At 61.8% G+C, this 25,671-nt stretch carries 23 protein-coding genes; 11 read left to right on the top strand and 12 right to left on the bottom strand.

The genetic code is table 11. From position 1 onward, the window contains the following. Nucleotides 1-334: 334 nt before the first annotated feature. Entirely contained in the window at nucleotides 335-3,013 is a 2,679-nt protein-coding gene (gene ppdK, locus WBP07_RS29775) for a pyruvate, phosphate dikinase (RefSeq protein ID WP_395396842.1), read from the top strand. A gap of 94 nt (nucleotides 3,014-3,107) precedes the next feature. Here ppdK and WBP07_RS29780 read toward each other — a convergent pair whose 3' ends face one another. Further along, complete coding sequence (locus tag WBP07_RS29780; RefSeq protein WP_395396843.1) at nucleotides 3,108-3,995, bottom strand: LysR family transcriptional regulator; 888 nt, start codon at nucleotides 3,993-3,995, stop codon at nucleotides 3,108-3,110. A gap of 348 nt (nucleotides 3,996-4,343) precedes the next feature. Between WBP07_RS29780 and WBP07_RS29785 the strand changes: the two genes are divergently transcribed. Continuing rightward, nucleotides 4,344-4,619 (top strand): hypothetical protein, encoded by a 276-nt coding sequence (locus tag WBP07_RS29785; RefSeq protein WP_395396844.1) that lies wholly within the window; start codon nucleotides 4,344-4,346, stop codon nucleotides 4,617-4,619. 77 nt (nucleotides 4,620-4,696) lie between these two features. Here WBP07_RS29785 and WBP07_RS29790 read toward each other — a convergent pair whose 3' ends face one another. Together WBP07_RS29790 and WBP07_RS29795 are read right to left on the bottom strand one after the other, a co-directional pair. After that, nucleotides 4,697-5,551: a DMT family transporter gene (locus WBP07_RS29790; protein WP_395396845.1), complete on the bottom strand. Its 855-nt coding sequence runs from the start codon at nucleotides 5,549-5,551 to the stop codon at nucleotides 4,697-4,699. 290 nt (nucleotides 5,552-5,841) lie between these two features. Continuing rightward, the gene (locus WBP07_RS29795; protein WP_395396846.1) at nucleotides 5,842-6,300 is read right to left on the bottom strand and encodes an Lrp/AsnC family transcriptional regulator; all 459 of its coding nucleotides are present in this window, start codon (nucleotides 6,298-6,300) and stop codon (nucleotides 5,842-5,844) included. Between the two features lie 121 nt (nucleotides 6,301-6,421). Between WBP07_RS29795 and WBP07_RS29800 the strand changes: the two genes are divergently transcribed. Beyond that, nucleotides 6,422-7,165, top strand: coding sequence for an AzlC family ABC transporter permease (locus WBP07_RS29800; protein WP_395396847.1), 744 nt, complete (start codon nucleotides 6,422-6,424; stop codon nucleotides 7,163-7,165). Continuing rightward, nucleotides 7,162-7,461 carry an AzlD family protein gene (locus WBP07_RS29805; RefSeq protein WP_395396848.1) on the top strand — a complete coding sequence of 100 codons (300 nt, stop codon included), beginning with the start codon at nucleotides 7,162-7,164 and terminating at the stop codon, nucleotides 7,459-7,461. Before WBP07_RS29800 ends, WBP07_RS29805 begins: the two co-directional genes overlap by 4 nt. Nucleotides 7,462-7,557: 96 nt before the next feature. Here WBP07_RS29805 and WBP07_RS29810 read toward each other — a convergent pair whose 3' ends face one another. The 3 genes from WBP07_RS29810 to WBP07_RS29820 are packed head-to-tail and all read right to left on the bottom strand — an operon-like array spanning nucleotide 7,558 to nucleotide 11,565. Continuing rightward, the gene (locus WBP07_RS29810) at nucleotides 7,558-9,033 is read right to left on the bottom strand and encodes a hypothetical protein (protein WP_395396849.1); all 1,476 of its coding nucleotides are present in this window, start codon (nucleotides 9,031-9,033) and stop codon (nucleotides 7,558-7,560) included. After that, nucleotides 9,005-10,162 (bottom strand): 3,4-dihydroxy-2-butanone-4-phosphate synthase, encoded by a 1,158-nt coding sequence (gene ribB, locus WBP07_RS29815; protein WP_395398278.1) that lies wholly within the window; start codon nucleotides 10,160-10,162, stop codon nucleotides 9,005-9,007. Before ribB ends, WBP07_RS29810 begins: the two co-directional genes overlap by 29 nt. 2 nt (nucleotides 10,163-10,164) lie before the next feature. Beyond that, complete coding sequence (locus tag WBP07_RS29820; protein WP_395396850.1) at nucleotides 10,165-11,565, bottom strand: purine-cytosine permease family protein; 1,401 nt, start codon at nucleotides 11,563-11,565, stop codon at nucleotides 10,165-10,167. A 123-nt stretch (nucleotides 11,566-11,688) separates the two neighbouring features. Between WBP07_RS29820 and WBP07_RS29825 the strand changes: the two genes are divergently transcribed. Genes WBP07_RS29825 through WBP07_RS29835 form a run of 3 tightly spaced genes read left to right on the top strand, consistent with a single transcriptional unit; the run spans nucleotide 11,689 to nucleotide 13,423 of the window. Continuing rightward, complete coding sequence (locus WBP07_RS29825; RefSeq protein WP_395396851.1) at nucleotides 11,689-12,726, top strand: LLM class flavin-dependent oxidoreductase; 1,038 nt, start codon at nucleotides 11,689-11,691, stop codon at nucleotides 12,724-12,726. Between the two features lie 6 nt (nucleotides 12,727-12,732). Further along, nucleotides 12,733-13,038, top strand: coding sequence for a DUF1330 domain-containing protein (locus WBP07_RS29830; protein ID WP_395396852.1), 306 nt, complete (start codon nucleotides 12,733-12,735; stop codon nucleotides 13,036-13,038). Continuing rightward, on the top strand, nucleotides 13,028-13,423 hold the full coding sequence (locus WBP07_RS29835) for a carboxymuconolactone decarboxylase family protein (RefSeq protein WP_395396853.1): 396 nt from the start codon (nucleotides 13,028-13,030) through the stop codon (nucleotides 13,421-13,423). The genes WBP07_RS29830 and WBP07_RS29835 overlap by 11 nt, the downstream gene beginning before the upstream one ends. Before the next feature lie 133 nt (nucleotides 13,424-13,556). On the opposite strand, the gene WBP07_RS29840 is transcribed toward WBP07_RS29835, so the two are convergent. The 5 genes from WBP07_RS29840 to WBP07_RS29860 form a co-directional block, all read right to left on the bottom strand. After that, nucleotides 13,557-14,996 carry an NAD-dependent succinate-semialdehyde dehydrogenase gene (locus tag WBP07_RS29840; protein ID WP_395396854.1) on the bottom strand — a complete coding sequence of 480 codons (1,440 nt, stop codon included), beginning with the start codon at nucleotides 14,994-14,996 and terminating at the stop codon, nucleotides 13,557-13,559. After that, on the bottom strand, nucleotides 14,993-15,514 hold the full coding sequence (locus tag WBP07_RS29845; RefSeq protein ID WP_395396855.1) for a flavin reductase family protein: 522 nt from the start codon (nucleotides 15,512-15,514) through the stop codon (nucleotides 14,993-14,995). Before WBP07_RS29845 ends, WBP07_RS29840 begins: the two co-directional genes overlap by 4 nt. A 12-nt stretch (nucleotides 15,515-15,526) precedes the next feature. Continuing rightward, nucleotides 15,527-17,005 (bottom strand): aldehyde dehydrogenase, encoded by a 1,479-nt coding sequence (locus WBP07_RS29850; protein ID WP_395396856.1) that lies wholly within the window; start codon nucleotides 17,003-17,005, stop codon nucleotides 15,527-15,529. Then, a complete protein-coding gene (locus WBP07_RS29855; protein WP_395396857.1) occupies nucleotides 17,002-17,763 on the bottom strand; it encodes an alpha/beta fold hydrolase in 762 nt (253 codons plus the stop codon). The genes WBP07_RS29850 and WBP07_RS29855 overlap by 4 nt, the downstream gene beginning before the upstream one ends. Nucleotides 17,764-17,837: 74 nt before the next feature. Continuing rightward, entirely contained in the window at nucleotides 17,838-18,437 is a 600-nt protein-coding gene (locus WBP07_RS29860; protein ID WP_395396858.1) for an amino acid synthesis family protein, read from the bottom strand. 110 nt (nucleotides 18,438-18,547) lie between these two features. Here WBP07_RS29860 and WBP07_RS29865 point away from each other — a divergent pair, with 110 nt between their 5' ends. Next, nucleotides 18,548-19,204, top strand: a complete 657-nt coding sequence (locus WBP07_RS29865; RefSeq protein ID WP_395396859.1) for a GntR family transcriptional regulator — start codon at nucleotides 18,548-18,550, stop codon at nucleotides 19,202-19,204. 519 nt (nucleotides 19,205-19,723) lie between these two features. Further along, nucleotides 19,724-21,799: a methyl-accepting chemotaxis protein gene (locus tag WBP07_RS29870; protein ID WP_395396860.1), complete on the top strand. Its 2,076-nt coding sequence runs from the start codon at nucleotides 19,724-19,726 to the stop codon at nucleotides 21,797-21,799. An 87-nt stretch (nucleotides 21,800-21,886) separates the two neighbouring features. Here the strand turns inward: WBP07_RS29870 and WBP07_RS29875 are convergent, their stop codons facing one another. Then, nucleotides 21,887-22,081 carry a hypothetical protein gene (locus tag WBP07_RS29875; protein WP_395396861.1) on the bottom strand — a complete coding sequence of 65 codons (195 nt, stop codon included), beginning with the start codon at nucleotides 22,079-22,081 and terminating at the stop codon, nucleotides 21,887-21,889. A 389-nt stretch (nucleotides 22,082-22,470) separates the two neighbouring features. Between WBP07_RS29875 and WBP07_RS29880 the strand changes: the two genes are divergently transcribed. Both WBP07_RS29880 and WBP07_RS29885 read left to right on the top strand, forming a co-directional pair. Beyond that, nucleotides 22,471-24,606 (top strand): TonB-dependent siderophore receptor, encoded by a 2,136-nt coding sequence (locus WBP07_RS29880; RefSeq protein WP_395396862.1) that lies wholly within the window; start codon nucleotides 22,471-22,473, stop codon nucleotides 24,604-24,606. Nucleotides 24,607-24,647: 41 nt separating this feature from the next. Beyond that, nucleotides 24,648-25,661: a pyridoxamine 5'-phosphate oxidase family protein gene (locus WBP07_RS29885; protein ID WP_395396863.1), complete on the top strand. Its 1,014-nt coding sequence runs from the start codon at nucleotides 24,648-24,650 to the stop codon at nucleotides 25,659-25,661. Nucleotides 25,662-25,671: the final 10 nt, after the last annotated feature.

A 25,671-nucleotide genomic window follows, 5' to 3' on the forward strand; every position in this document is an offset into this window, starting at 1 on the left:
GCGCCACAGCGTTCGTCGCTATGAGCGTCGTAATAGCAGACCAGCTCCTGGCCGATCCGTGCGGTTCTGCACTGCTAAGTGAGGCTCGCCAGGGCATCGACAACTTGATGATTTCTCAAAATTGGAAATCCGGATTTCCCAAAAGTCGATGGCTCGGATGAGCATTATCCGGCATCTGAACGCCTGAATTGGTTGATTTCGAGCTTGGATGTCTCACAAAACGGGATTTCTCGAACCATCTCAAGGGGACTCGGAATTCCGCACCGTTCGAGGCTGACATGTTTCGGTGAGCAACCGATGTTCGTCGGGTTTTGCAAATGAGGAAATGCGTTCGATGAAGACTTTGGCTGAGACACGCTACGTCTATCGCTTCGGCGGTGGCGCTGATGACGGCGGCAAGGGCGACAAGAACCTTTTGGGCGGCAAGGGCGCCAACCTCGACGGCATGGCAGCGATCGGCCTGCCGGTTCCCCCGGGCTTCACCATCACCACCGAGATGTGCACGCGCTACTATAGCGATGGCGCCACGTATCCCGAAAGCGTGAAGGCCGAAGTGGCCCAAGGCATCGCCCACATCGAGCAGGTGACTGGCAAGGCTTTCGGCGATATCGGGGACCCTCTGCTCGTTTCGGTTCGCTCGGGTGCGCGCATTTCGATGCCGGGCATGATGGACACCGTGCTCAACCTCGGCCTCAACGATGAGACGGTGGAAGGTCTGGCAAACACCTCTGGCGACGAACGTTTCGCTTGGGACAGCTATCGCCGGTTCATCCAGATGTATTCCGACGTCGTCCTCGAACTCGACCATGGAGCATTCGAGGAGGCGCTGGACATCGCCAAGGAAGATCGCGGCTACGACCTCGATACCGAGATGACCGCCGCCGACTGGAAGGTCCTGGTCGCGGAATACAAGGCGATCGTTGAAAAGCTCTGGAACAAGCCGTTCCCGCAGGACGTGAACGACCAGCTTTGGGGGGCAATCAGCGCCGTGTTCGGCAGCTGGCAGTCCGATCGCGCCAAGGTCTATCGCCGTCTGAACGGGATTCCCGGCGAATGGGGCACAGCCGTTAACGTGCAGGCCATGGTCTTCGGCAACATGGGCGAGACTTCGGCAACGGGCGTGGCGTTTACGCGCGATCCCGCGACCGGTGAGAACGCATATTATGGCGAGTACCTCATCAATGCGCAGGGCGAGGATGTCGTCGCCGGTATCCGAACCCCGCAGTACCTGACCAAGGCCGCGCGCGAGCGGGCCGGCGCCAAGGCCGCCTCGATGGAGGAGGCGATGCCGGAAACGTACGCGGAACTCGCCGGCGTGTTCGAGATCCTCGAGAAGCACTACCGCGACATGCAGGATATCGAATTCACGGTGCAGCAGGGGAAGCTCTGGATGCTCCAGACCCGTTCCGGCAAGCGTACTGCGAAGGCCGCATTGAAGATCGCCGTCGACATGGCGTGCGAGGGGCTGATCAGCGAGGAAGAGGCGGTTGCCCGCGTCGATCCGGCTGCCCTTGACCAGTTGCTCCATCCCACGCTCGATCCCGAAGCGCAGCGCGATGTCCTGACCAAGGGACTTCCCGCCTCTCCGGGTGCGGCCTCCGGCACGATCGTCCTTGACGCCGATACTGCCGAGAAGCTTGCCGAGCAGGGCAAGTCGGTGATCCTCGTCCGCGTCGAAACCAGCCCCGAGGATATCCACGGCATGCATGCGGCCCGCGGTATCTTGACCGCGCGTGGCGGCATGACCAGCCACGCTGCCGTCGTGGCGCGCGGTATGGGCCGGCCCTGCGTTTCCGGCGCAGGTAGCCTGCAGATCGACAATGTCGCCCGCACCATGCGCATCGATGGCCGAGTGCTGAAGGAAGGCGACACCGTCACTATCGACGGCGCCACCGGTGAAGTCATGGTCGGCGAAGTGGCCACCGTGCAGCCGGAACTGGCCGGGGACTTCGGCACCCTGATGGAATGGGCCGACAAGGTTCGCCGTCTCAAGGTCCGTGCCAATGCGGAAACGCCGCTGGACTGCCGAACCGCGCGTGAATTTGGCGCAGAGGGCGTGGGCCTCTGTCGTACCGAGCACATGTTCTTCGATGCAGCGCGCATCACCGCAGTTCGCGAGATGATCCTGGCGGAGAGCGAAGCCGAACGGCGTACTGCTCTCGACAAGCTGCTGCCCGAACAGCGTGACGATTTTGCGGAAATCTTCATGGTCATGGCGGGCCTGCCCGTCACGATCCGCCTGCTCGATCCACCCCTTCATGAGTTCCTGCCCCATGCCGAGGCTGAGTTCGAGGAAGTGGCGCGTGCAGCCGGCGTCCATGTCGAAGTGCTCAAGCGCCGCGCCGCCGAACTGCACGAGTTCAACCCGATGCTGGGGCATCGCGGATGCCGTCTCGGCGTGACTTACCCCGAAATCTACGAAATGCAGGCCCGCGCAATCTTCGAGGCGGCCCTGGCCGTCAAGGAGCGGACCGGAGAGGCACCGATTCCGGAAGTCATGATCCCGCTGGTCGCCACGGCTAAGGAACTGGAACTGATGAAAGCCGTGGTAGATCGCGTTGCCGCGGAAGTCTTCAGCGAGCGCGGGGCGACGGTCGATTACCTCGTCGGCACCATGATCGAATTGCCGCGCGCGGCGCTCAAGGCGGGTGAGATTGCCGAAACCGGCGAATTCTTCTCCTTCGGCACCAATGACCTGACCCAGACGACCATCGGCATCAGCCGGGACGATGCTGGCCGGTTCCTGACGCAGTACGTCGACAAGGGCATCTTTGCCCGCGATCCGTTCGTCAGCCTCGATGTCGACGGCGTCGGCGAGCTGATTGAGCTGGCGGTTGAGCGCGGCCGCAAGACCCGTCCGGACATCAAACTCGGCATCTGCGGCGAGCATGGCGGCGATCCTGCCTCGATCGCATTCTGCGAAAAGACCGGTCTGGATTACGTTTCGGCGTCTCCCTATCGCGTGCCTATCGCCCGTCTGGCAGCGGCGCAGGCAGCGCTTGCGAAGAAATGAGCCAAAAATCGCGTCGGTGAGGAGGAGCACCTGACCGCGAATGCGGATCGCCTGCTGCAGCATGCGATCCGCATTTTGCGTTCGAGCTGAGTTTTCAGGCGAGCGGTGTACGGTCCGTCAGGAAGTCTACCAGCAGCCGAGCGGGGCTGCTCAGGCTCGCGGCGTTCGCAGCCAGCAGCATCTGCCGCTCAGCCCATTCTTCCTCCAGTTCGACCAGCTTGAGGCCCATCGGTACGACGAAGTTCTTGGCAGCTTCCCGGGGCAGAACGCCGATGCCGAATCCCGCCTGGATCATCCGGCAGACAGCGTCGTAGCTTTCCACCGTTGCGCGAAGGCGGAACGCCCATCCTTGCTCTTCGGCGACGCGTGCAAGCAGCCGGGTGTTGGCAGTATCGAAGCCCATCTGCACGAATTCATAGTCGGCAAGGTCCTGGAAGCGCGCGGAATGGGTGCCGAACAGGACATGCGGAGGGGCAACGACTGCAAGCTTGTCTCGCCGATATTTCCAGGTATCCAGCCCGACCGATCCGGGCTCCTCGATGATAATGCCTATCTGCGCCTCGCCGGCGCGGATTCGACCGATGATGTCAGAGGAATATGCCTCCCGGATATTGAGGCGGATCTTGCTGTTGTCGTGGCCGAAAGCGGCCAGATCGCCTGGCAGGAACTGCGTGATAGCCGAGGTGCAGGCGAGGATGTCGACACTGCCTTTCAGCCCCTTCGCATAGTCCGACAGGTCCGTGACGGCGAGACTGACATCGCGCATGATGCGGTTGGCGTGGATCAGCAGTGCGTCCCCGGCCGCCGTCGGGATAACGCCCCGGCCATTGCGGACAAGCAACTGGACGCCCAGTTCCTGCTCCAACTGAGTCAGCCGCCGGCTGATCGCGCCGATAGCAAGATTAGCGTCGTCCGCCGCGCGCGAAAGGCTGCCCAATTCGGCAACACGGACAAATAGTCGCAGGGTTGTCAGGTTCAGCATCGAGAGGCGCCTATAGCAGGCATGAGTCCGGATCTGAATTCCGAATATAGGTCGCTCCCGACCCCTTTCGCGAACGCAAGCCCCTGGGTACGAGATATGTCCAGCGAGCCGGCATATGGATCCGACCAGGGTGCCGCCAGTCGCCGATCTTGCTAATTGTCCAGTCGGCGACGAACCCAGGATTGCGACCAATCCCAGGCATACCAACTTCTGATAGTGCGTGTTCGAAATAATTATAATATTAATTTTGTAGAATGACTTGTATAAAGTGCCGCTGATGAGTGGATAAATTTGAAATGGTGTCGCTGAATTGTTTCGGCAGAACCTCGTTTCAATGAGTTTAGCCTGATGAGGCGTGAGATTTTGAGTGCAGAAATGCTTCTACGCGGAAGGATTTCATGGCGCCAGCATGGTTCGGATCGCCGAAGCGGCGAGGATGAGCCCCGGTCACATCGCCGATATTTCGAAGGAAAGGACGCGATCATCATCGTCGTATGCGAACGGCGGTTCTCCGGTTTTGAGCACTTGCTGGCCGAACTCGACAAGGGCTTTCCTACAATCGACGACCGGATATCCCAGTTCTCATGGTGGATTGATCCGATCCCCGCTTTCGCGACATCATGAGGTGCAACCTGCTGTCGCTTGCCGGCCTCCCCTCTTCGGAACGGCTCGCTCCCCAGGGAAGCGAGCCGCACAATTTCTCAAGAGGGCTTGGATCGAAACGCCACAGCGAGTCCGATCATAATAAGGGCCAGTCCGCCCATCGCCCAGCGTGTCATGGGGTGCCCGAGTAGCACCCAGTCCATTGCAGCAGTGATGCCCGGTACGAGGTAGAATAGGCTGGTTACGTTGACGAGATTTCCACGCGCGATCAGCCGATAGAGCAGGAAAGTCGTGGCGACCGATATCACCAGGCCCAGCCAAACTCCGGACAACACGAATTGTGTGTCCCATGAGGCTTGAATGCCGGCAAACGGCGCGACGCCGCATGCGAGGAGCAGGCCTACGCTATATTGCATAGGCAGGACCACCCATGGCGCCTGTGTCTCCCGCTTCTGCGCCATCGATCCGAATGTAATGCCGAGCAAGGCCAGAAAGGCGAAGGCCAGCCCCAATGGTTCGAGGCGCATGGTGATCAGGCCATCTCCGACTACCGTCGCCAAGCCGCAAAGCGCCAGCAAGAGACCGAGCAAACGCAGGGCGCCGGCCTTTCGTTCAGTCATCAGGACGGTCAGGATCGGCTGAATGCCAAGGATGGTCGCAAGCGCCCCGGGCGTCACGCCGTGCTTCATCGCAAAAAGGTAGCAGACGGAATAGACGCCCGCGATCGAGAAGCCGATGAACGCCACTCGTCGCCGGCTGCCTGGTTCGGGCAGGAGCTTGCGGTTGTATATTGCGGCGGCCGTCAGAACTGCCAGGGCGAGACCGTAGCGAAGGATCAGCAGCGCCAATGCCGAGCCGTGGCGGAGGCCGATTTCCGATACGATGGCGCCGCTGCTCCACAGCAGAACGAACGCCGAGGTCGGCATAAGCGCCGACACATGTCGATTGAACATGAAAAATCACCTGAAATGAGGTCTGAGCGCCCGCAAGCGCATGGCCTGCAGGCGAACTTCAGCCTGTCATGACGACAGGCTCAGATGCTCGGAGGCGGCGGTGCCGTCTTGCGCCCGAACATCGTTCCAACAAAGTCAGGAGGTGCGATCGGAGGAGCCACGCTTAATGCGTCCGCGATCAAGCGGGGCATAGTCTTCGTGAAAGGCGTGGCGGTAGCCATGCGAGCTTCCTACCGATTACCTGGAAAAATTCAACTGCGATGAGCCTCTGATGCGACAGCGATCCTGCGTCAGAGTGGCAATTCGAAACCTTCTTTTACGGTTTGACTCGGGACGTCGGTCTTGACGTTTTGCACTCCGCGAATGCGACTGAGGTAGGTCGACTGAAAGCGGCGATAAGCGTCGATATCTGCGGCGACGATCCGCAACAAGGCGTCGCAATCCCCGAGCATGAGGTAACATTCAACCACCTGGGGGTGTTTGCGGACCTCCGCGACGAAATGCTCGATTGTGTCTTCATCCTGCTTTGTGAGCCAAATGCGGGCAAACAGTGTCATGCCCATTCCGAGTTTGGCAGGGTTGAGAACGGCAACGTAGCGATCGATGTATCCGGCTTCCTCCAGGAGGCGAACACGCCGCAGGCAGGGCGACGGCGACAAGCCGACCTCTCTGGCAAGGTCATTATTCTGAATGCGGCCGTCCCTCTGGAGAGCAGCGAGTATCCGGCGGTCGATAGCGTCGATCTTCATCGGCATATTATGCTGCAAAAATGGTAATTCTGCAAAGTGGATGCCAATTTGGCACCAATTTTGATCGCCTTCGCAACCATCTGCTGCACCAGTTCGGATATATCGTGCCGCAGAGGAACTTATGACGACTGCACACACGATCCCCTTAAATTCCGCATCCCAGACCTGGGCTGCCGAGGCGCGGCGAGCGTCCAAAGCTGGCATTCCCGTATTGATGGCGCTGATACCGCTGGCGATGGTTTTGGGTGCTCAGGCGCATCAAAAGGGCCTTAGCCTTGTTGAAGTGACTTTGATGACTGGCCTGAACTATGCTGGCGGCTCGGAGTTCGCGGCGATCGGCCTTTGGAACTCTCCACTGCCGGTCCTGCTCATCGTCGTGATGACCTTTCTGGTGAACAGCCGTCACCTGCTGATGGGGGCGGCGCTCGCTCCCTACATACGCCACCTTCCTCGGAAGGTCGTCTATCCGGCACTGTTCTTCATGGTCGACGAAAGCTGGGCATTCAGTCTTCTTGATGCTCGGTCGCGAGAAGCTCAGGGCGAGACTCCTGCCTTCAGCCTGCCATTTTACGCGACGCTGGGCGCCATGTTCTGGGTGAGTTGGTTCAGCTTTGCGACGCTGGGCGCCATCTTGGGTCCTATCATCGGGGATCTTGGACGGTGGGGGTTCGACATGGCGTTCCCGGCCGTGTTCCTCATGTTGATCCGGGGAATGTGGAACACTGCGCGCGCGGCTCGCCCATGGATGGTCAGTCTCGTGGCCGCTTCAGGCGTTCATCTGTGTGTGCCGGGCGCTTGGTATGTTCCTGCAGGCGCAGTCGCAGGGCTGATCGCAGCATGGTTTTGGGCAGGAGAAGAGCTGTGATCCACGTTACCAGCCTGCTGGCCATCTTGTTAATGGCTGCTGCGACCTATGCGACGCGAACCTTGGGTTACGCTGCATTGAGCAACCGTGAATTGAGCCCCCGAACGCGGGTGGTACTCGATGCCGCGCCGGGATGCGTGCTCATTTCGGTTATCGCGCCGGCATTCGTCTCGTCACGTCCTGCCGATTTGGTTGCACTGGCGATCACATTGGCCGCGGCGATCCGTTTGCCAATGATGGCGACCGTGGCAATTGCGATTGTTAGCGCAGCTTGCCTCCGCTTAGCTTTAGGATAAATCGTCTTCTAGCTGGATGGAGGCCAACGTTTCCGAGCCTTCTCATGAGCGGGGGGAATGTCCCAAGGCTAGTCGGAAGCGTCGGCTGCGTTTCCCTTAAAAATAATATCCGAATATCATCATGAACGCGGCCTTCCATCTGTTGTCGCCGCCCTGTGCGGCGCCCGAAACATACTGACCGGCGCCGACATAGGGGTCGTTGCGGCCCAGCAGAAATTCAGAGTAAATCTTGACGCGGCCTTTGTCCTTCGATGTCCAGACGGCGCCCAGGTCGAAACGTTCACTGTCCTTGAAGCCCGCCGCGTCCTTCATGAAACGGCCGTAATTGGCATAGATGTAGGCGTCGAACGGGAAGCTGCCGGTATTCACAGTGCGGCCGATTTCGCCGAAAGCATAAGTCCCCTTGGCGGCGATGTTGTAGCTGCCATCGAAACCGCTGACGGTGATCATGTCGTTCCGGCCGGGATTGCGCGGATCGATGTCCTGCCGCGCGACGAGTGCCTTGCTGCTCCATGGGCCGTGAGAGCCTGTGAGACTGAAAGCGAACAAATGCTTGCTGCCGTTCTTGCCGGTGTCGAAGTTGTAGATGCTCGAAATCCAGCCTGAGGCGGTGGCCTTCAGGGACGTCTTGCCGTCGTTGACCAGCGCGTATTGAACATTGCCAATCACCATGTTGCGCTCGTCATTCTGCGATCCGTCGGGCACGTAGCTGTCGGCTCTGGCGATATTGGTGGAGTAGCGGGCGCCATCACGGCTGATGCCCTTCACCGCAGGTCCGCTGCTGGGAAAGAGGCCGAGTTCGACGCGCAGGTTCGACGTCTGCCGCTTGTACTTGATGCCCAGGTTGTAGGTTTCCTCCATGCCATAGACGAAGCCCAGATCGTCGAGGATCGATCCGCCCCAGTAGCGGTCGTCGAAGGGAACGGGCTGAATGCCCAGGGTCACGCTATCGCTCTCGCTCAGCTTGGCGCCCGCGTAGGCGTACATCAGGTATTGGACTTCGCCGGGATAGCCCTTGTAGCCGGCATTCTTGCCGTAGATGAAGCTGCCGCCATAGAAGCGGTACTGGGCGGCGCCGAAGAACTTGTCCGAATCGTAATCCGCCGTGAGCGCGAGCGTGTCGAACGACAAGTGGCTGGAGGTGCGCTGTCCGCCGGAACTGTCGACGTCGTTGAAGCGGATGTCCGCTCTTCCGCGAACTGCGGCACCGAGCTTCAGCTTCGATTTGGGTTTTGGCGTGGGCGAGGGTTGTTCCGTGTGTTGGGTCTGCGCTTCATCGACAGACGCCGAAGCCAAGTCGGTCGCGTCTGTTCGATCGGATGCCAGGTGCGTGTCGGTTTCGCCTGATGGGCTGGCCCCCTGCTGAGTTTGGGGCGCAGTCATCGCGGATTGAGCCTGGGGCTGGATCGCAATCAATGCCGCAGGAACGAGAACGGGGAGCATAGAGTTCCTTTGCGGCAATGCGCCGCGTGAAATGACGGATTTTGGGTGCACGGGGTCCCGGGTACTGAGCACGGAGTACCGGGCGCGCGTCGTGCCGGATTCAGCGTGCGGGCTTGACGGCGCGTTCACCCTCGATCGAGAGACCGTAGCCGGCCAGTGCCACCGGCGTTCGGTGCGTGTTCGTCAGCAAGATCATCTTCTCGATCCCGAGATCGGTGAGGATCATCGCGCCCACGCCGTAATCACGCAGTTCGTCCATGTCCGCCGGCGAAAGCGTGCCCGCCTGGGCCTTCAAGGCCATGGTGAAACGGTCGTTACGCGCCCGGTTGATGGCGATCACCACACCGCAGCCTTCTTCGGCGATCGTCTGCATGGCCTGTTCCAGCACGCCCGATCCGCCGGTCTCTCCGGCGAAGATGTCGGTGAGCGTGGAAATGACGTGCATGCGAACGAGGGTCGGCTTGGCCGGGTCGATCCTGCCCTTTACGAGCGCGATCTGTTCCGTGTCCGTGGCGCGGTTGCGGTAAGTGATCGCCTGCCAGTCCCCGCCCCAGCGGCTTTGGAAGCTGGCCTGCGCGGTACGCTCCACCAGAGTGTCATGGCGACGACGGTAGGCGATGAGGTCGCGGATGGTGCCGACCTTGAGGCCATGCAACTGGGAAAAGGCGATGAGGTCGTCGAGCCGCGCCATCGTTCCGTCCTCTTTCATGATCTCGCAGATCACGCCTGAGGGGTTGAGGCCTGCCAATCTGGCCACGTCCACGGCCGCCTCGGTATGGCCTGCACGGACCAGCACGCCACCTTCGCGGGCGATTAGGGGAAAGACGTGGCCCGGCGTGACGATTTCGTCGCTGCCTTTGGTTCCGTCGATGGCGACGGCGATAGTGCGCGCGCGGTCCGCTGCCGAGATGCCGGTGGTAACGCCGACGCGGGCCTCGATAGAGGTGGTGAAGGCAGTGCCGTGCTTCGTGCCGTTGCGGGGGCTCATCAAGCCGATGCCGAGCTGGCTGACGCGGCTTTCGGTCATGGCCAGGCAGATCAGCCCCTTGCCGTAGCGGGCCATGAAGTTGATCTTCTCGGGCGTTGCCATCTGCGCGGGGATCACGAGGTCACCCTCGTTCTCACGATCCTCGTCGTCGACAAGGATGAACATGCGGCCGTTGCGGGCCTCGTCGATGATTTCCTCGGCAGTCGAGAGGAAGGTCTTGTTCTCGCGGTCCGTGGCTATCGTGGCCATGTCGCTCTCCCAGGTGTGCATGTTCATTCGGCTGGGCAGGGGGCGTCGGCGAAGTCCGCCTTCCGTCCCGCGCCAAGCGCCAGATAGACCGCCGTGGTAACGGCAGGTGCGATCAGCCAGCCCACGTCAACGCCGTTGAGGGCCTTGGCGAAGGGACCGGTGTAGATGCTGCTGGCGAGGAACGGCAGCTGGACTGCAATCCCCGCAGCATAGGCGGCGGCCGCACGCAGGTCGATCAGGCCGTAGATGCCGCCATCGGCGCGGAAGAATGAGTCGATGTCGTACCGGCCCTTACGGATGAAGTAGAAGTCGACAATGTTGATCGTGGCCCACGGCGCGAGCACGACCATTAGTCCGATGACGAAGCCGATGAAGCGGGGGACGAAGTTATCGGCGGAAGTAGTCGCGATCGCGAGGCAAACCGCCAGTACCAGCGTCGAGAGTACGACGCGTGCCTTGCGACCCGGCTGCCAGGAAGCGAAGAATGTCTGCGCCATGGTGATGAGCGACAGCACCGCACCATAGATGTTGAGCGCGTTGTGGCTGATGATGTTGAAGACGAAGAGAGCCATCAGCACTGGCGCCAGCGCGCCGGTGGCACCGCTGACAATGGCCATCGGATCGGCGCTCGCGGGGGCTCCGGCAACGGCGACGGCGCCCAGGATGAAGGATGCGCCCGCACCCAGTGCCGCGCCGGCGAAGCTGGCGAGGAAGGGCGCGCGAATGCCGACGCTGGGCGGCAGGTAGCGCGAATAGTCGGAGGTGTAGCAGGCGTAGGAAATGTGCCAGACTGCCGCCAGCGAGAACATCGCCAGCCACCCGATCATTGACCCTTGGCCCTGCGTCCAGAGTTCCGACGGCATGAGCGCGACAAGGTTCGCAAAGGCAAGGATCAACCCCGCGCCCATGAACCACATGCCCACGCGGTTAAGCAGATGGATGACGTTGTAGCCCAGGATGCCGATACCAGCCGCCGCCAGCGCGCAGATGGCCGCGCCTACGGGAAGGCTTACAGCGGGCTGGAGCGCATGGACGGATTTTGCGGCCAGGACGATGTTGGAAATGAAGAAGCCGACATAGAGCAGGGTGGCGAACGTCACCACCAGCAGCGCCCCATAGCGGCCGAACTGCCCACGGCTCTGGATCATCTGTGCCAGGCCCATTTGCGGCCCCTGCGCGGAGCAGGCGCCGAGCACCAGAGCACCGACGAGATGCCCCAGGATGATCGCCGAAATGCCCCAGGTCAGGGGCAGGTGATAGACTTGCACGGCCATGGCGCCGGTAACCACGGGCAAGGGGGCGATGTTGGTCGTGAACCAAAGAGTGAAGAGATCGCGCACTTTGCCGTGCCGCTCTGCCAGCGGCACGAATCCGATGCTGTTTTCCTCGATCACACCGGCCGAGGTATCGCCCGCTTTTGCCATGCTTCAGTTATCCTCTTGCACCGTCGTTATTGTGGTATACCATCGGACGGTATTCTTGCTTCGAGCGAGTCGCAAGAGAAATTTTAAGCCTCGCCCAGAGCGAGGCAGGGAAAAGGATGGACGATGAAGTTCTCGATCTTTCTGCACATGGAGCGGTACGACGCTTCGGTTTCGCACCCTAAGCTCTTCCAGGAATTGCTGGAATTGTGCGACATGGCGGAAGCCGGCGGCATGGACAAAGTCTGGATCGGCGAGCACCACGCGATGGAATACACCATCTCGCCGAACCCGATTCCGCTGCTGGCGGCGGTGGCAGGAAGAACTAGCCGCATCCGCCTTGGTGCCGGCACTTTCATCGCCCCGTTCTGGCATCCGATCCGCATGGCGGGCGAAGCTGCGTTGCTTGACGTGATCAGCAACGGCCGCGCCGAAGTAGGCCTGGCGCGCGGCGCCTACCAATTCGAATTCGACCGCATGCTCAACGGTGTGTCCGCCACCGACGGCGGCCGCTATCTGCGCGAGATGGTGCCGCTGCTTCAGCCGCTGTGGGAAGGCGATGTCGAACATGACGGCGAGATCTGGAAGTTCCCCACGTCCACTAGCGTGCCCAAGCCGGTCCAGGCCCGTCCCCCGCTGTGGATCGCCGCGCGCGACCCGGATTCGCACAAGTTCGCGGTCGCCAACGGCTGCAACGTGATGGTGACGCCGCTTGCCAAGGGCGATGCCGAAGTTGCCGATCTCATGAACAAGTTCGAAAACGCCATTGAGGCGGCGCCGCAGATCACCGAGCGACCGAAGATCATGGTGCTCCAGCATGCCCACGTCCACACGGGCGACGACGACTGGCAGGCTGCGGCCGAAGGCATCTCGTTCTTTTTCCGCTCGTTCGGCGCCTGGTTCGGCAACAAGACGCCGCCGGTCAATGGCTTCCAACAGGCCGTGCCGCCGATCAACCCGGAGAAGTTCCCCGAATACGTGCCCGAGACGCTCCGCAAGAACGTCATGATTGGCAAGCCCGATGAGTTGATCGAGCGCCTGAAGGGCTATGAGGCGCTGGGCGTGGACGAATACAGCATCTGGGTCGATAACAGCCTTTCGTTCGAGGAAAAGCGCGATTCCCTGCGCCTCTTCATCGATGAAGTGCTTCCGGCTTTCGCCTGATCGCACATGGCCAAAGCCTATTGGATCGCCCGGGTCAACGTGACCGATCCGGAAGCCTATGCCGGCTACATGGCGCTTGGACCCGCCGCCCTGATCGCGGGCGGCGGGACTTTGCTGTCGCGTGGCGGTCGTTCGTTGGCGCTTGAAGGGCCGGAGCCTAGTGAGCGCACCGTCGTGATCGAATTTCCGAGCATGGAGGCTGCCCTCGCTTGCCATGCGTCACCCGCATACAGTGCCGCCCGTGAGCAACGGAAGGGCGCCGCCGAGGTGGAAATCCTGATCGTGGAAGGGTTGGAACAAGATGACCGATAAGCCGCAGGACGAACAGTTCGAGCGTGGCCTCGCCACTCGCCGCGAAGTGCTGGGCGATGCCTATGTCGACAAGGCGCTGGATGGCGCGGATGAGTTCAGCTGGGCCATGCAGGAACTGACGACGAAGTACTGCTGGGACGAGATATGGAACCGCCCAGGCCTCGATCGCCGCAGCCGTTCGATCCTTAACCTGGGTATGATCGCGGCGCTTGGTCGGGCCCACGAATTCAAGGCGCATATTCGCGGCGCCTTGAACAACGGCCTGACGCGCGAGGAGATACGCGAGGTATTGCTGCAGATCGCCGTCTACGTCGGAATCCCGGCCGGCGTAGACAGCTTTCGCCTGGCCCGCGAAGTCTTTGCGGAAGTCGATGCAGGCGCGTGAGCCCGAATTGAGATCCTCCTTGTTACCTCGGGGAGGATAGAGCCGGCGTCCCCCCGTCGGCCAAAAAGAAAGCCCCGGCATCGTTTTGCGATGCCGGGGCTTTCGTCATTGCGACCCGGGGGCCCGTGGGAGGTTACAGTCCTCCCATCATCACGTATTTCAATTCAAGGTAGTCGCTGATGCCATGGCGTGAGCCCTCGCGGCCCATGCCGGATGCCTTGATCCCGCCGAACGGGGCAACTTCGGTGGAAATCGCCGCCTCGTTCAGCCCGACCATGCCGTATTCAAGCGCACCGGCGACGCGCATGGCGCGGCCGATGTCGCGGGTATAGGCATAGGCGGCGAGCCCGAATTCGGTATCGTTGGCAAGGCGGATGGCCTCTTCCTCGGTGCTGAAGCGGATTATCGCTGCGAGCGGCCCGAAGGTTTCCTCCGATGCCACCCGAGCATCGCGGGGCACGTCCGCAATCAGGGTCGGCTCGAAGAAAAGCCCCTCTCTGCGCGCGCCGCCAGCCAGGACGCGACCGCCGCGCGTGACAGCATCGTTGATATGTTGCTCGACCTTTTCGACCGCGCGTTCGTTGATGAGTGGTCCGATCGTCACACCGTCATCCGTACCGCGCCCGAGGACAAGGCCTTCGACCCGTTGCCGCAGCCGCTCGACGAAAGCGTCATGAATGCCGTCCTGCACCAGGAAACGGTTCACGCAAACACAGGTCTGCCCGGCATTACGATATTTGCCGAGCATCGCCCCTTCGACTGCGGCGTCAACATCGGCATCGTCGAAGACGAGGAAGGGCGCATTCCCGCCAAGCTCCAGCGACAGACGCTTCAGCGTTGGTGCCGACTGCTCGTACAGCTTGCGCCCGATGCCCGTCGATCCCGTGAAGGAGAGCTTGCGCACGACGGGACTGTTCATGAAAGCCTCACCGATTGCGACTGCCTCGCCCGTGATCACGCTGAGCAGCCCAGCGGGCAGTCCAGCCTCTTCGGCAAGCGCGGCAAGGGCAAGGGCGGTGAGCGGGGTTTCCGGCGCCGGCTTGACGATGATGGCGCAACCTGCCGCAAGCGCGGGAGCCACCTTGCGCGTCACCATTGCGGCCGGGAAATTCCACGGGGTGATGGCGGCAACGACGCCGACCGGCTCGCTCCAGACGAGGATGCGCTGGTTCGTACGGGGCGCGGGAATGACCTCACCCTCGATCCGCCGCGCCTCTTCCGCGAACCAGCGCACGAAACTGGCGGCGTAGAGGATTTCGCCCCTCGCCTCGGCAAGAGGCTTGCCCTGTTCCGCCGTCAGGATTGTGGCGAGCGCATCCTGATGTTCCAGCAGAAGGGCATGCCAGCGCAGCAGAAGGTCCGCACGGTCGCCGGCCGTCTGCTCCCGCCACTCGGCCTGCGCCTTGCGTGCAGCTTCAATTGCGGTGCGGGTTTCTGCGCCGCCAAGGTAGGGTACTTGCGCGATGACCTCGCCAGTTGCCGGATCAGTCACCGGCATCGTTTCGAGAGCTGCAGTCCAGACGCCGCCAACAAAGGCCCGGTCCCGGAAAGGATGGAGATCGCGGATCGTCATGCGGATACGACCTCGACTTCCGGGAGGGCGTGGTTGCTCATGCGGCCACGGTGGTAGAGCAGGACGCCGCTTTCGCAGCGATCGATGCGTAGCACTTCGCCGACGAGGATCGCGTGGTCGCCGCCTTCGTATTCACGCCAGAGGCTGCATTCCAGCACGCAGCTCGCGCCCTTCAGCAGTGGATTGCCGAGATCGCTGAGCGTCCAATCGAGTGCCGCTACCTTGTCCGCCCCCTTCGAGGCGAAGGCCATGGCAAGGTCCTGCTGATCGGCCGCGAGGATGTGGATGGCGAAACGTCCGCCACGCACAAGGTGCGGGTAAGTGGCGGAGCTCAGTGCCGGGCATACAAGGACCAGCGGCGGGTCCAGCGATAGCGAGCTGAAGGCGCTGGCGGTAAAACCCACTAGTCCGCCCTGCTCGTCGAGGGCCGTCACAACAGTGACGCCCGAAGGGAATTCGGCCATGGCCTTGCGGAACTCCGCCTGGAATTCGGCCGGAGCGATCGTGCTTGTGGTCATTTTGTTATCCTCTCACCGCATCACGAAGGGATCGCCCATCGGCTGTTCCGACAGGTTGACCCAGACGGTCTTCAGTTCGGTGTAGTCGAGCACGGCGTGGATACCGCCTTCACGCCCGTAGCCGCTTGCGCCGAAGCCGCCGATCGGCGCCATGGCGGAGACCGCGCGGTAGGTGTTCACCCAGACGATCCCGGCATGGATATCGCGCGCAAAGCGGTGCGCACGGCCGATGTCGCGCGTCCAGATGCCCGCTGCCAGCGCATATTCGGTGCCGTTCGCCAAGGCGAGCGCTTCGGCGTCGTCGTTGAAGCGCATGATTGCTGCGACCGGGCCGAAGACTTCGTTCTGCACCACGTCCAGTTTCTCGGACGTGCAGGCCAGCAAGGTCGGCTCGTAATACCAGCCCTCGTGGCCGGCAGGACGCTGGCCGCCCGCGAGTACGTCGGCACCTTCTTCCCGAGCGCGGCCGACCATGCTTTCGACGATCCCGAGCTGCTGCTCGGTCGCCATCGGGCCCATGTCCGAATTCGGGTCGAGCGGGTCGCCGATGCGGATGCGGGCCATGCGTGCGGTCAGGGCGGCGACGAACCGTTCGTAGATGCCGTCCTGCACCAGCAGGCGCGACCCGGCGACGCAGCTTTGGCCGGAGGCGGCATAAATGCCCGCGACGGCGCCGTTCACCGCGCTTTCAAGATCGGCGTCGTCGAAGACGATGTTAGCCGATTTGCCCCCTAGCTCCAGCGAGAGCTTGGCAAAGTTCTCGGCACTGGCCTTGATGACGTGACGGGCAGTGGATGGCCCGCCGGTGAAGGCGATCCGGCGCACCAACGGGTGCTTCGTCAGCGCCGCGCCCGCGCTCGGGCCAAGTCCGGTCACGACGTTTACAACACCGGCGGGGAAGCCGGCTTCCGCGACAAGCGCGGCGAAGCGGAGGATACTGGCGGAGGCATGCTCGGACGGCTTGATGACCAGCGTGTTCCCCGCCGCGAGGGCCGGCGCAAGCTTGATCGCGGTCAGATAAAGCGGGCTGTTCCACGGGATGATCGCGGCCACAACGCCAAGCGGCTCTGGCACGGTGAAGGCGAACATGTCGGCCTTGTCGATCGGCAGCGTGCTGCCTTCCAGCTTGTCGGCAAGGCCAGCGCTGTAATGGAAGAATTCGGGCAGATAGGCGAGTTGGCCGCGCGTCTCACGGATCAGCTTGCCGTTGTCCTGCGTTTCCAGTTCTGCGAGTTCGCTGGCATGCTCGGCGATCAGGTCGCCCAGGCGGCGCAGCAATTTGCCGCGCGTCGTGGCAGTAAGGCCGCGCCATGCCGGGCCGCGGAACGCGGCGTCGGCAGCGCGCACGGCGTGGTCGGCATCCGCCTCGTCGGCGTCGGGGAGGACCGACCAAACCCGGCCGGTTGCTGGATTGATCGATTCATAGGTCTTCCCCGATGCGGCGTCGATCCACGCGCCGTTCACCAGCATCTGGAATTTTCGTAAGGTCATGAAGCCTCTCCGGCAGTTATGGGCGCCTGGGTTATCGTATCGAGGTAGTTTAACAGCAGGGCATTGGTCTCTTCCGGCATTTCCACCGGCATCATGTGGCGTGCATGCGCAATGACCTGGGCTTGAGCGCCGGGAATGCGGGCGGCCAGTTCGCGGGTCATCTCCGGTGTGGAGCCGACATCGAATTCCCCGGTGGCGACCAGCGTGGGCACGGCGATCTCGCCCAGGCGGTCCGCGCCGAAGTTGTCCTGGCTGGCGAAGAGGCCGTAGGACGTCAGATAGCCGTGATGATCGTTGCCCGCCATATGGGCACGCAGATCGGCGATGTATCCGGGCTGGGCCGCACGGAACTCCGGGGTGAACCAGCGTTCGATCGCGGCGTCGGAATTGGCGGCGGGACCGGCATGACGCACTTCGTCCACGCGGGCAAGGATCGTGGCGCGCACGGCCTCCGAGCGGTTGAAGACGCCGTTGAGCAGGACCATTGCCGACAGGCGCTGGGGAAAACGAAGCGCGAAGGCCCGCGCCACCAGTGCGCCCATCGAGAAGCCGACCAGGATGGCCTTGTCGATGCCCAGATGGTCCATCAATTCGGCCACTTGGTCCGCGTAATCGTCCAGACCCGCATCGGCGGCCGGAGCCACGCTCGCGCCGTGCCCCAGCATGTCCAGCGTGATGACGCGATAGACGTGGCCAAGGGCAGCTTTCTGCGCCCCCCACATCGCCTGCGACAGTCCGACGCCGTGGATAAGGATCACGGGCGGATTGTCTCCGCCCCCATCCCTATATCCCACGTCCTCATACGCGGTGGGGAAAGTGTCCGCGCCCACGGTCAGCCCTGCTGCGCGGCCTTCTCCGCGGCAATGGCTTCCAGGTCGAGGTAGCGATTGCCGATGCGCGGGTGCACGCGGCCGCCATCGGCAGCGCCGAGCACGATGACGATTTCGTCGTCGAGCGGGGCATCGGAAATGGCGAATTCGGCGGTGATGTAGTGCGAGCGCTGGCCTTCGTCGTCCTTGTGCATCATCGGCACCTGGATCGAGGTGTTCTGCCCACCGCGCTTGTTGGTGAAGCTGAGGTAGGACTTGGCGTCCACCGCCTCGCGGAAGTGGTTGCCGAAACGCAGCGTGTGGATCAGCGCCGATGCGTGCTCGATTTCGCCCGCGCCGCCGACGACGGCGGCTTTGCCATAGGCCTCGATCTTGTCGGCGCCGCCGATGGTGGTCGTCAACTTCTCGACGATAAGCGCGCCGAGGTCCGAAGCATAGGCGCGGATTTCCGGCTGAAGATCCTCGACGAAGCCGCGGCCAGCCCAAGGGTTCTTTACCACCGCGGCCACAAGCACGGTCGTCACGGGACGTTCGGCATCCTTGCCCCCTTCGATCCGGACTTCTTCGACATAGGACACAAGCTTGCGAATCTTCAGGGCCATCGGGCAACCTCCTTGGAATGTTGTATGGTGGTATACCAGAAGACTAGACACATGCAACGGTTCTTGTCATGAGGGTGGCACGATTAACGAAACCCTTTGTGGAGGATGATTTGGAACGGATCGAAGCGCGGCCGCAGACCTTGAGGCTTATCGCGCTGGATCGGGTGCGCGACGCCATCATGCAGGGCCAGATCGCGCCCGGCGAACGGCTTGTGGAACGCAGCCTGGGGGAGCGCCTTGGCGTCAGTCGCTCGGTGATCCGCGAAGTCATCCGCAATCTGGAATCCGAAGGCCTGGTCGAGAGCACGCCATCCGGGCCGCGCCTTTCGACTATCTCTCCGGAGCAGGCCCAGCAGATCTATGAGATCCGCATGCAGCTCGAATCCTCGGCGGCGGCGGCTTGCGCAGAGCGCTCCTCGGACGAAACCGTCGCCAGCCTGCGCAGTGCACTGGAGGCGATCGAAGCCGCGCATCACGACAAGAACCCCGTTGCTGCGCTCAATGCCTCGACGCATTTCTATGAAGTGATCTTTACGACCGGCGGGCACGAAATCGCCTGGGAAATCGTGCAGCGGCTGAACAGCCGTATCAGTCAGATGCGTGCCATGACGCTCTCTGTCGTGGGCCGTCAGGCGGCCGGTCTGAAGCGACTTTCCAAGATCGTCGATGCCATTGCCAGCCGCAACGCGGAAGCGGCGGCCAAAGCGTGCCGCGAACATGTGCGCGAGGCGTCGCTAATCGCCATTGAGATGCTGAAGAACAAGTAATCCTTATCGAGCGGGATGGGAAAAGCAGCGACTGCTCCGTCTCGCCCGACCTGTTGCAAAAAAAAAAAGCCCGTCACAAGGACGGGCTGTAATAGGTTTTGGGAGAGGATGCCTGAAAGGCAGGCGCGATATGGGCCCCGAAGCATGGGCATTCAATTGCGCGATTTGCACCTGGGATTGCCTTTTTGCGACGTGGTAAGACGCGCTGGACACAATCGCGTTTGATGATTGGCGCACGCCGACGTCCGCTCTCCACCCACACAATCTAATTTTTCCCATCATTTCTTGACCAAACCATCATTTGTAGGCCGGATGACGGTATACCATCCCATAATAGGACTGCACTATCGGTCCTAAGCGGGATTTGCATGCAGTTGTTCCGGCCTGTCGGGGCGCCTTGGCCCAGCCATTCGCCCTCGCGTTCACGGATGCTTCCCCCCGTGCTGCAAGCCTCCCAAGAATTCCAGGAGCTGGAAAATGAGAGACATGTTCCACCGCATGCACATTGCGGGCAAGCTGATGACTGTCGCCGGATTGGCGATCGCCGTGCTGCTCCTGTTCGGTTTTACCGCTGTCGTTTTCGAAACTCGGTCCGCAGTGGGCGAATTGTCGGATCAGTCCGCGCTCGCCCAGGCCAATGCCGAGGGCAATCAGGTAAAGAGCGATATCGCCACTTTCGAGGCGACCGCACGCACGTTGGCTTCAACGATGAGCAATCTGCACGGAAAGGGCGCCCGCGACCGCAGCATCGCGACGGCCGTGCTCAAGACGGACTTGCTCAAGTCCAAGGTGGCGCTGGGCGCCTGGACCATGATCGCACCCGACCAATGGGATGGGCCGGACGTCGGCAAGGGCGGTCAGCCAGGCACCAGCAAGGATGGCAATTTTCGTCCCTATTGGGTCAAGAACAATGGGACAGTTGCGCAAATTCCGAACAATGCGGCTGAGGGCTACAACAAGCCCTTTTTCCGTAAGTCGTTCGAAAGCGGTGATGGCGCGATCCTCGATCCCTACATGTTCGACGCGGGCGGCCGCACAGTGCTGATGACCTCGATCACACAGCCCGTCCGTTCGGGTAACCGGGTTATTGGGGTGGCGGGCCTCGACATGGAGTTGAGCAGCATCTCCGAGCGCTTGTCGAAGCTCAAGCCGTTTGGCACCGGTCGTGTCACGCTGCTGTCTGCCAATGCAATATGGGTAGCCAATCCGGATGCAGCACGTCTTGGCAAACTCTACGCTGACCCCGGTCTGGATGATGTGAAGGCGGCGATCGCCAGCGGCGAAACGCGGGTCCTGACCGATATCGAAGTCGACGGCGTGCCGACACGCCGCGTCATTCGTCCCGTAGCATTTCAGGGGCTCAACACGACCTGGGCGGTTGTGTTGGACGTCCCGGAAGCCACCATCGCGTCGCCCGCGCACAGGATGGCATGGCAACTGGTGATCGGCGGTCTGGTGATCGTGGGAGCGGTCCTTGTCAGCCTGTTCTACGCCGCTGGCGGGATCATCGGCCGGCCCATGGGCAAGCTCAGCGAAGCGGTCGACCGGCTCGCCAAGGGTGAGGATGTGGCCATCCCTGAACTTGGCCGGCAAGACGAGATCGGCACGATGGCCCGCGCCGCCGATGTGTTCCGTCAGGCCGCCGCCGAGAAAGCCGATGCCGACCGACGCTTGGCCGAAGACCAGGAAATCGTCACCGGCGCGGTGGGAGAGGGGCTCAATGCGCTACGTCAGGGCGATCTCACACGCGAAATCACCGAGGCGTTCCCGTCGGGCTATCTGGCGCTGAAAGACAACTTCAACGCTGCCCTCGCCGAGCTTCGCCATATGATCGGCGCGGTCGCCAACAGCGCTAATGGCATCAAGACCGGTTCAGCGGAAATCGCTCAGGCATCGGAGGATCTTGCTCGCCGAACCGAGGCGAATGCCGCAAGTCTCGAAGAGACGTCCGCCGCGCTCGTTCAGATCGACCAGCGCCTTCGGGCTTCGGCCCACGCGGCATCACAGACAGTGCTGCGGGCCGATGAAGCGCTCTTGACAGTCTCGGGCGGCCGGGATGTCGCCGACGAGGCGGTGCAGGCCATGGGGCGCGTCAGTGACAGCGCCAGGGGCATCGATTCCGTGATCGAGGGGCTCGACAAGATCGCATTTCAGACGCGCGTTCTCGCCATGAACGCCGCTGTCGAGGCTGGGCGTGCGGGCGATGCCGGTCGCGGGTTTGCAGTTGTTGCCGATCTCGTGTCGGCGCTGGCCATGCGCTCCGAAGAAGAAGCCAAGCGGGCGCGCGAACAGTTGACCGCGACGCAAAGCGACATCGGTACGGCGGTAGAGGCGGTGCAGCGTGTTGACGGCGCGTTCGCGAACATTTCGGGCGGCGTTACCGAAGTGCACTCGTTGCTGGGGCAGATGGCGGCCGACAACCAGGCTCAGTCCGTCGCGATCACGCAGATCAGCGCGGCGGTCTCGACGATGGACCATTCAACGCAGCAGAACGCGGCGATGGTGGAGGAAACATCTGCTGCTGCCCGAAACCTCACGACCGAAGCTGCAACTCTCAACAATAACACTGCACGTTTCGATACCGGTGAACTGTAGAAATCTCGGGTTTCCCACCTTCGCTAGCATCGGGTGCGTCCATGGCCTCCAACTGTCTGTTGGGACGTGACTATCGATTTGACCGAACTAACCTGCATCGAGCGGCGGCAAAATGCGGCCGCCCGATGCAAGCTGCGTCGGCGGCCGTCCATTGTCGTGAACAATGATGCTCCAGTAGATATGCAGGCAATATTGTCCGATTTTGCAGCCGAAGGTGCCGTTCCGTGCGGTGCTTCGGAACGGCACCTTTGTCCCACGACCTTTCGGAATTTCCTGACCCATCTCGCGTCATTTAGGCGCTATTGAGCGCTTCCTTTGTGGCCGAAAGAAACAATCGACCGGACAACGCCGCGAGTTGGATCGAACCTTTGGCAGCTAACCCGCCGGATCAACGGCTGCCTCGCGTTCTTACCTCATCCTTACCGAAGCCCAGTTCCACGAAAGCCTCTGGAAATACTGCAAACGCTCGCGGTCAATTTCCATCACGGCTGTACAAGCTCGCTTGTCAGAGCGAGCTCAGTGCTCAATCGAGAGTTTCCGGGCCAACCCTTCGTCCGTTTTCTCGCGGTTAACGGAGAGCCCCAGCAGCGTTTCTACCCGGCGTTGCTGCAAAACGATATTGCGGATAAGTCGCAATAGCAGTAATAAGCTCGAAAATCGAGGGGGTGTCGATGAGAGCTTTTACCTTTGCCGGCCTGTCTGGTTCGATGCTGGCACTGAGTACTGCAGCACAAGCGCAGGAAGGGGAGATTGTTTCGCGCTCGGACATCGTTGTGACGGGCGCGCGTCTCGAGGACGCCGTTGTTGCGGGCAAGGCCGATATCCCGGTGATCGAGACGCCGCAGGCCATTTCCATCGTCTCGGCGCAAGACATCGAAGCACGCGGAGTAACTCGCCTTTCTGAGGCCTTGCGCACGGTGGCTGGGGTCTCTCGCAGCACGACCTATGGCTTCTATGACGCCTATACGATCCGTGGGTTCGATGCGGCCTATGGCAGCGTCTACCTGGATGGTTTGATCAATGAGGCCGGCGTCGGCTTCAACCAGGAATTGTCCGCTGTCGAGCAGGTTGAGGTTCTGAAAGGCCCGGCATCGATGCTGTTTGGCCAGGCGCCTCTCGGCGGCCTCATCAATCTGGTCAGCAAGCGCCCGAAGGACGACGCCTTCGTGAAGGTTACGGCGTCGACCGGGTCCTGGAATCTCATTGAGGGCACTGTAGATGCCAACGCTCCGCTCAACAGCGATCATACCTTGTTGGCGCGACTGAACCTCACCTACCGCGATGCCGACAGCTTCGTGCGGAATGCCGGGATCAACCGCATCTTCATCGCGCCGTCGATCACCTGGAAGCCCGGCCCCGATACCACGCTCACCGTGCTGGGCCGCTATCAGCGCGACCGTGATAACCCGATCTCTCCGGTTCCGGCCTATGGCACGGTCCTGCCGGGACTGGTGGAAATTCCCGAAGACTTTGCGGTCAATAACGCCGGTAGCCAGCGAGTCATCAACAATCGCAACCGGATTCAGATCGGCTACATCTTCGATCACCGCTTCAGCGATGCGATCAGCTTTTCGCAAACCCTGCGCTACACGCACCGTAAGGAATACTGGAACCGCTGGATGTTCGCCGCCGGGTTCATCGATGCCGACGGCAACTCTACGGATACGCCGACCGACACCATCGGCCGCTACTTCTATGGTCCCTATAATGCGACGGACAAGGACTTCGCGGTCGACAGCCGCCTGAAGGGCAAGTTCGCAACCGGCCAGATCGTGCACGAATGGCTAGCCGGGATCGATTACCGCCAGAACCGCGAAACCTACTTCAGCGGTGGCGACTACGATCCCACGCATTTCCCGCTGAACATCGCCAATCCGGACTACAACGCCGTTCTCGATACCTCGTTCGTTCAGGGGGCGCCGGGCGCCAGCAAGGCGCACCAGACCGGGATCTACCTTCAGGACCATCTGAAATTCGGCGATCTCGTCACCTTGACGGTGGGCGGAAGATACGACTGGGCCGACGCTTCGGGGCAGAAGGACGATGCGTTCAGCCCGCGTGTCGGCGCCACGCTGAAGCTTGCCACCGGCGTCAATGCCTATGCCAGCTGGTCCAGGTCGTTCCTGCCGCAGCTCTACAGCCAGCAGGTTGTTGGCTTCGATGTCGATGGGAATCCCATCGGCGGCCCGGTTCCGCCCGAGCGCGGCAAGAACATCGAGGCCGGCGTCAAGTTCGCGCCCGAAACCGTTCCGCTTAGCGGCAGCGTGGCCATATACCAGTTGACCCGCCAGAACGTCACCACGGCGGATCCGATCTACCTCGACTATTACGTCGTGACGGGTGAGCAACGGGCGCGCGGTGTCGAGGCGGAATTGCAGTGGCAGCCGCTGAAAGGACTGAGCATCAACCTGGCCTACACATACGTCGAGGCCAAGGTGACCAAGGACAATTTCTTCACGGTCGGAACGCCGCTGTCCAACGTGCCCAAGCACAACATCGGCGCTTTCGCGCAATACGAAGTGCCCGCCGGCCCACTCGCAGGGCTGGGTGGGACGCTGGGTATTTCCTACAACAGCAGGCGCAATGGCGACATCTATTCGACTCAGCCGGATGGCTCAGTCTTGCTCTGGCTGCCGGCTTATACGCTGGTCGATGCCGGTGTTTCCTATCGGCGAGATGGTTGGGGCGCCCAATTGACCGTCGCCAACCTGTTGGACAAGCGGTACTGGCCCGACACTGGCGGCATCGATCGCGTCACGCCTGGCAATCCACGCAACTGGCGCCTGACGTTGTCGCGCGAGTTCTGACGCCCGATGAGGCGGCCCGATCATAGCCAGCGGATGGACCGATGATGGACCCTACCGAGATTGCCACCGTTGCCGAACTGGAAGCGGTGATTGGCAAGACGCCGCCAGCCATGCATCTGAAAGTGATCGATCATCTGGACGCCGGCGCGCTGGGCTGGATCGCTCGATCGCCCCTCGCGTTTATTGGCTTCGGCAGCGGACATGGCCTGCAAGTCACGCTTGCCGGCGGAGCGGCGGGATTTGCCGGCGGCGACCAGCACGAACTGCGCCTGCCGCTTGCCACGCTGGACGATCCCCGCTTGGCGAAGCCCGGCGCTCCGGTGGGGGCGCTGTTCCTGCTGCCGGGCGTGGGCGAAACCTTGCGCGTGAATGGCCGCGTGACCGGTGTAGATCGCGAACTGGCCCACGTCGCTGTTGAAGAATGCTACGGCCATTGCGCCAAGGCCATGATCCGCTCGCAATTCTGGAGTGCCTCGCCCTGCGCCGCCCCGGATGATGTGGCGGCCTTCGTCGAACGGAGCCGGTTTCTGGCGCTTGCGACAGTCGGTGGGCAGAGTTGGGCGGATCTTAGCCCCAAGGGCGATCCCGCAGGTGGCATGGCAGAGTGGGAGGAGGGGGTGATCTGGTTCGCTGATCGTCCCGGCAATCGTCGTGCCGACAGCTTCCGCAATATCCTGGAACGTCCACATGTCGCGTTGGCCTTGCTGGTGCCGGGCAGCACCAAAGTCGCGATCGTTCGTGGCCGCGCCAGTCTGACAACCGACGTCTCGGTACGTTCGCGCTTCACGGTTCAGGACAAGCGCCCGTTACTGGCGGTTGGCGTCGCGATCGAGGCGTTGAGTTTGCGTGACAGCGGGGCGTTGATCCGCGCTGGACTGTGGCCGGTTACGCCGGAGGAGGGGATAGAGCCGACCAAGCTCTTCATCGAACACATCCGGCTCAACAAGACGCGCGGCCTTAGCGCCGCGCTTGCCCGAGCAAGCGTCTCAATTCCGGGCATGAAAGGCCTGATGAAGAAGGGCCTCGATAAGGATTACGAGGACAATCTTTACTGAGCTCTAGCGT

It is taken from the genome of Novosphingobium oxfordense, assembly GCF_044029435.1.
GTDB lineage: Bacteria > Pseudomonadota > Alphaproteobacteria > Sphingomonadales > Sphingomonadaceae > Novosphingobium.

Coding starts and splice junctions, on each gene's coding strand:
- WBP07_RS29825 (WP_395396851.1), top strand. CDS start 11,689: ATGAAGTTCTCGATCTTTCTGCACATGGAGCGGTACGACGCTTCGGTT.
- ppdK (WP_395396842.1), top strand. CDS start 335: ATGAAGACTTTGGCTGAGACACGCTACGTCTATCGCTTCGGCGGTGGC.
- WBP07_RS29840 (WP_395396854.1), bottom strand. CDS start 14,996: ATGACGATCCGCGATCTCCATCCTTTCCGGGACCGGGCCTTTGTTGGC.
- WBP07_RS29795 (WP_395396846.1), bottom strand. CDS start 6,300: ATGAAGATCGACGCTATCGACCGCCGGATACTCGCTGCTCTCCAGAGG.
- WBP07_RS29790 (WP_395396845.1), bottom strand. CDS start 5,551: ATGTTCAATCGACATGTGTCGGCGCTTATGCCGACCTCGGCGTTCGTT.
- WBP07_RS29860 (WP_395396858.1), bottom strand. CDS start 18,437: ATGGCCCTGAAGATTCGCAAGCTTGTGTCCTATGTCGAAGAAGTCCGG.
- WBP07_RS29830 (WP_395396852.1), top strand. CDS start 12,733: ATGGCCAAAGCCTATTGGATCGCCCGGGTCAACGTGACCGATCCGGAA.
- WBP07_RS29885 (WP_395396863.1), top strand. CDS start 24,648: ATGATGGACCCTACCGAGATTGCCACCGTTGCCGAACTGGAAGCGGTG.
- WBP07_RS29870 (WP_395396860.1), top strand. CDS start 19,724: ATGACTGTCGCCGGATTGGCGATCGCCGTGCTGCTCCTGTTCGGTTTT.
- WBP07_RS29880 (WP_395396862.1), top strand. CDS start 22,471: ATGAGAGCTTTTACCTTTGCCGGCCTGTCTGGTTCGATGCTGGCACTG.
- WBP07_RS29875 (WP_395396861.1), bottom strand. CDS start 22,081: ATGGGTCAGGAAATTCCGAAAGGTCGTGGGACAAAGGTGCCGTTCCGA.
- WBP07_RS29845 (WP_395396855.1), bottom strand. CDS start 15,514: ATGACCACAAGCACGATCGCTCCGGCCGAATTCCAGGCGGAGTTCCGC.
- WBP07_RS29835 (WP_395396853.1), top strand. CDS start 13,028: ATGACCGATAAGCCGCAGGACGAACAGTTCGAGCGTGGCCTCGCCACT.
- WBP07_RS29785 (WP_395396844.1), top strand. CDS start 4,344: ATGAGGCGTGAGATTTTGAGTGCAGAAATGCTTCTACGCGGAAGGATT.
- WBP07_RS29780 (WP_395396843.1), bottom strand. CDS start 3,995: ATGCTGAACCTGACAACCCTGCGACTATTTGTCCGTGTTGCCGAATTG.
- ribB (WP_395398278.1), bottom strand. CDS start 10,162: ATGCACACCTGGGAGAGCGACATGGCCACGATAGCCACGGACCGCGAG.
- WBP07_RS29800 (WP_395396847.1), top strand. CDS start 6,422: ATGACGACTGCACACACGATCCCCTTAAATTCCGCATCCCAGACCTGG.
- WBP07_RS29850 (WP_395396856.1), bottom strand. CDS start 17,005: ATGACCTTACGAAAATTCCAGATGCTGGTGAACGGCGCGTGGATCGAC.
- WBP07_RS29820 (WP_395396850.1), bottom strand. CDS start 11,565: ATGGCAAAAGCGGGCGATACCTCGGCCGGTGTGATCGAGGAAAACAGC.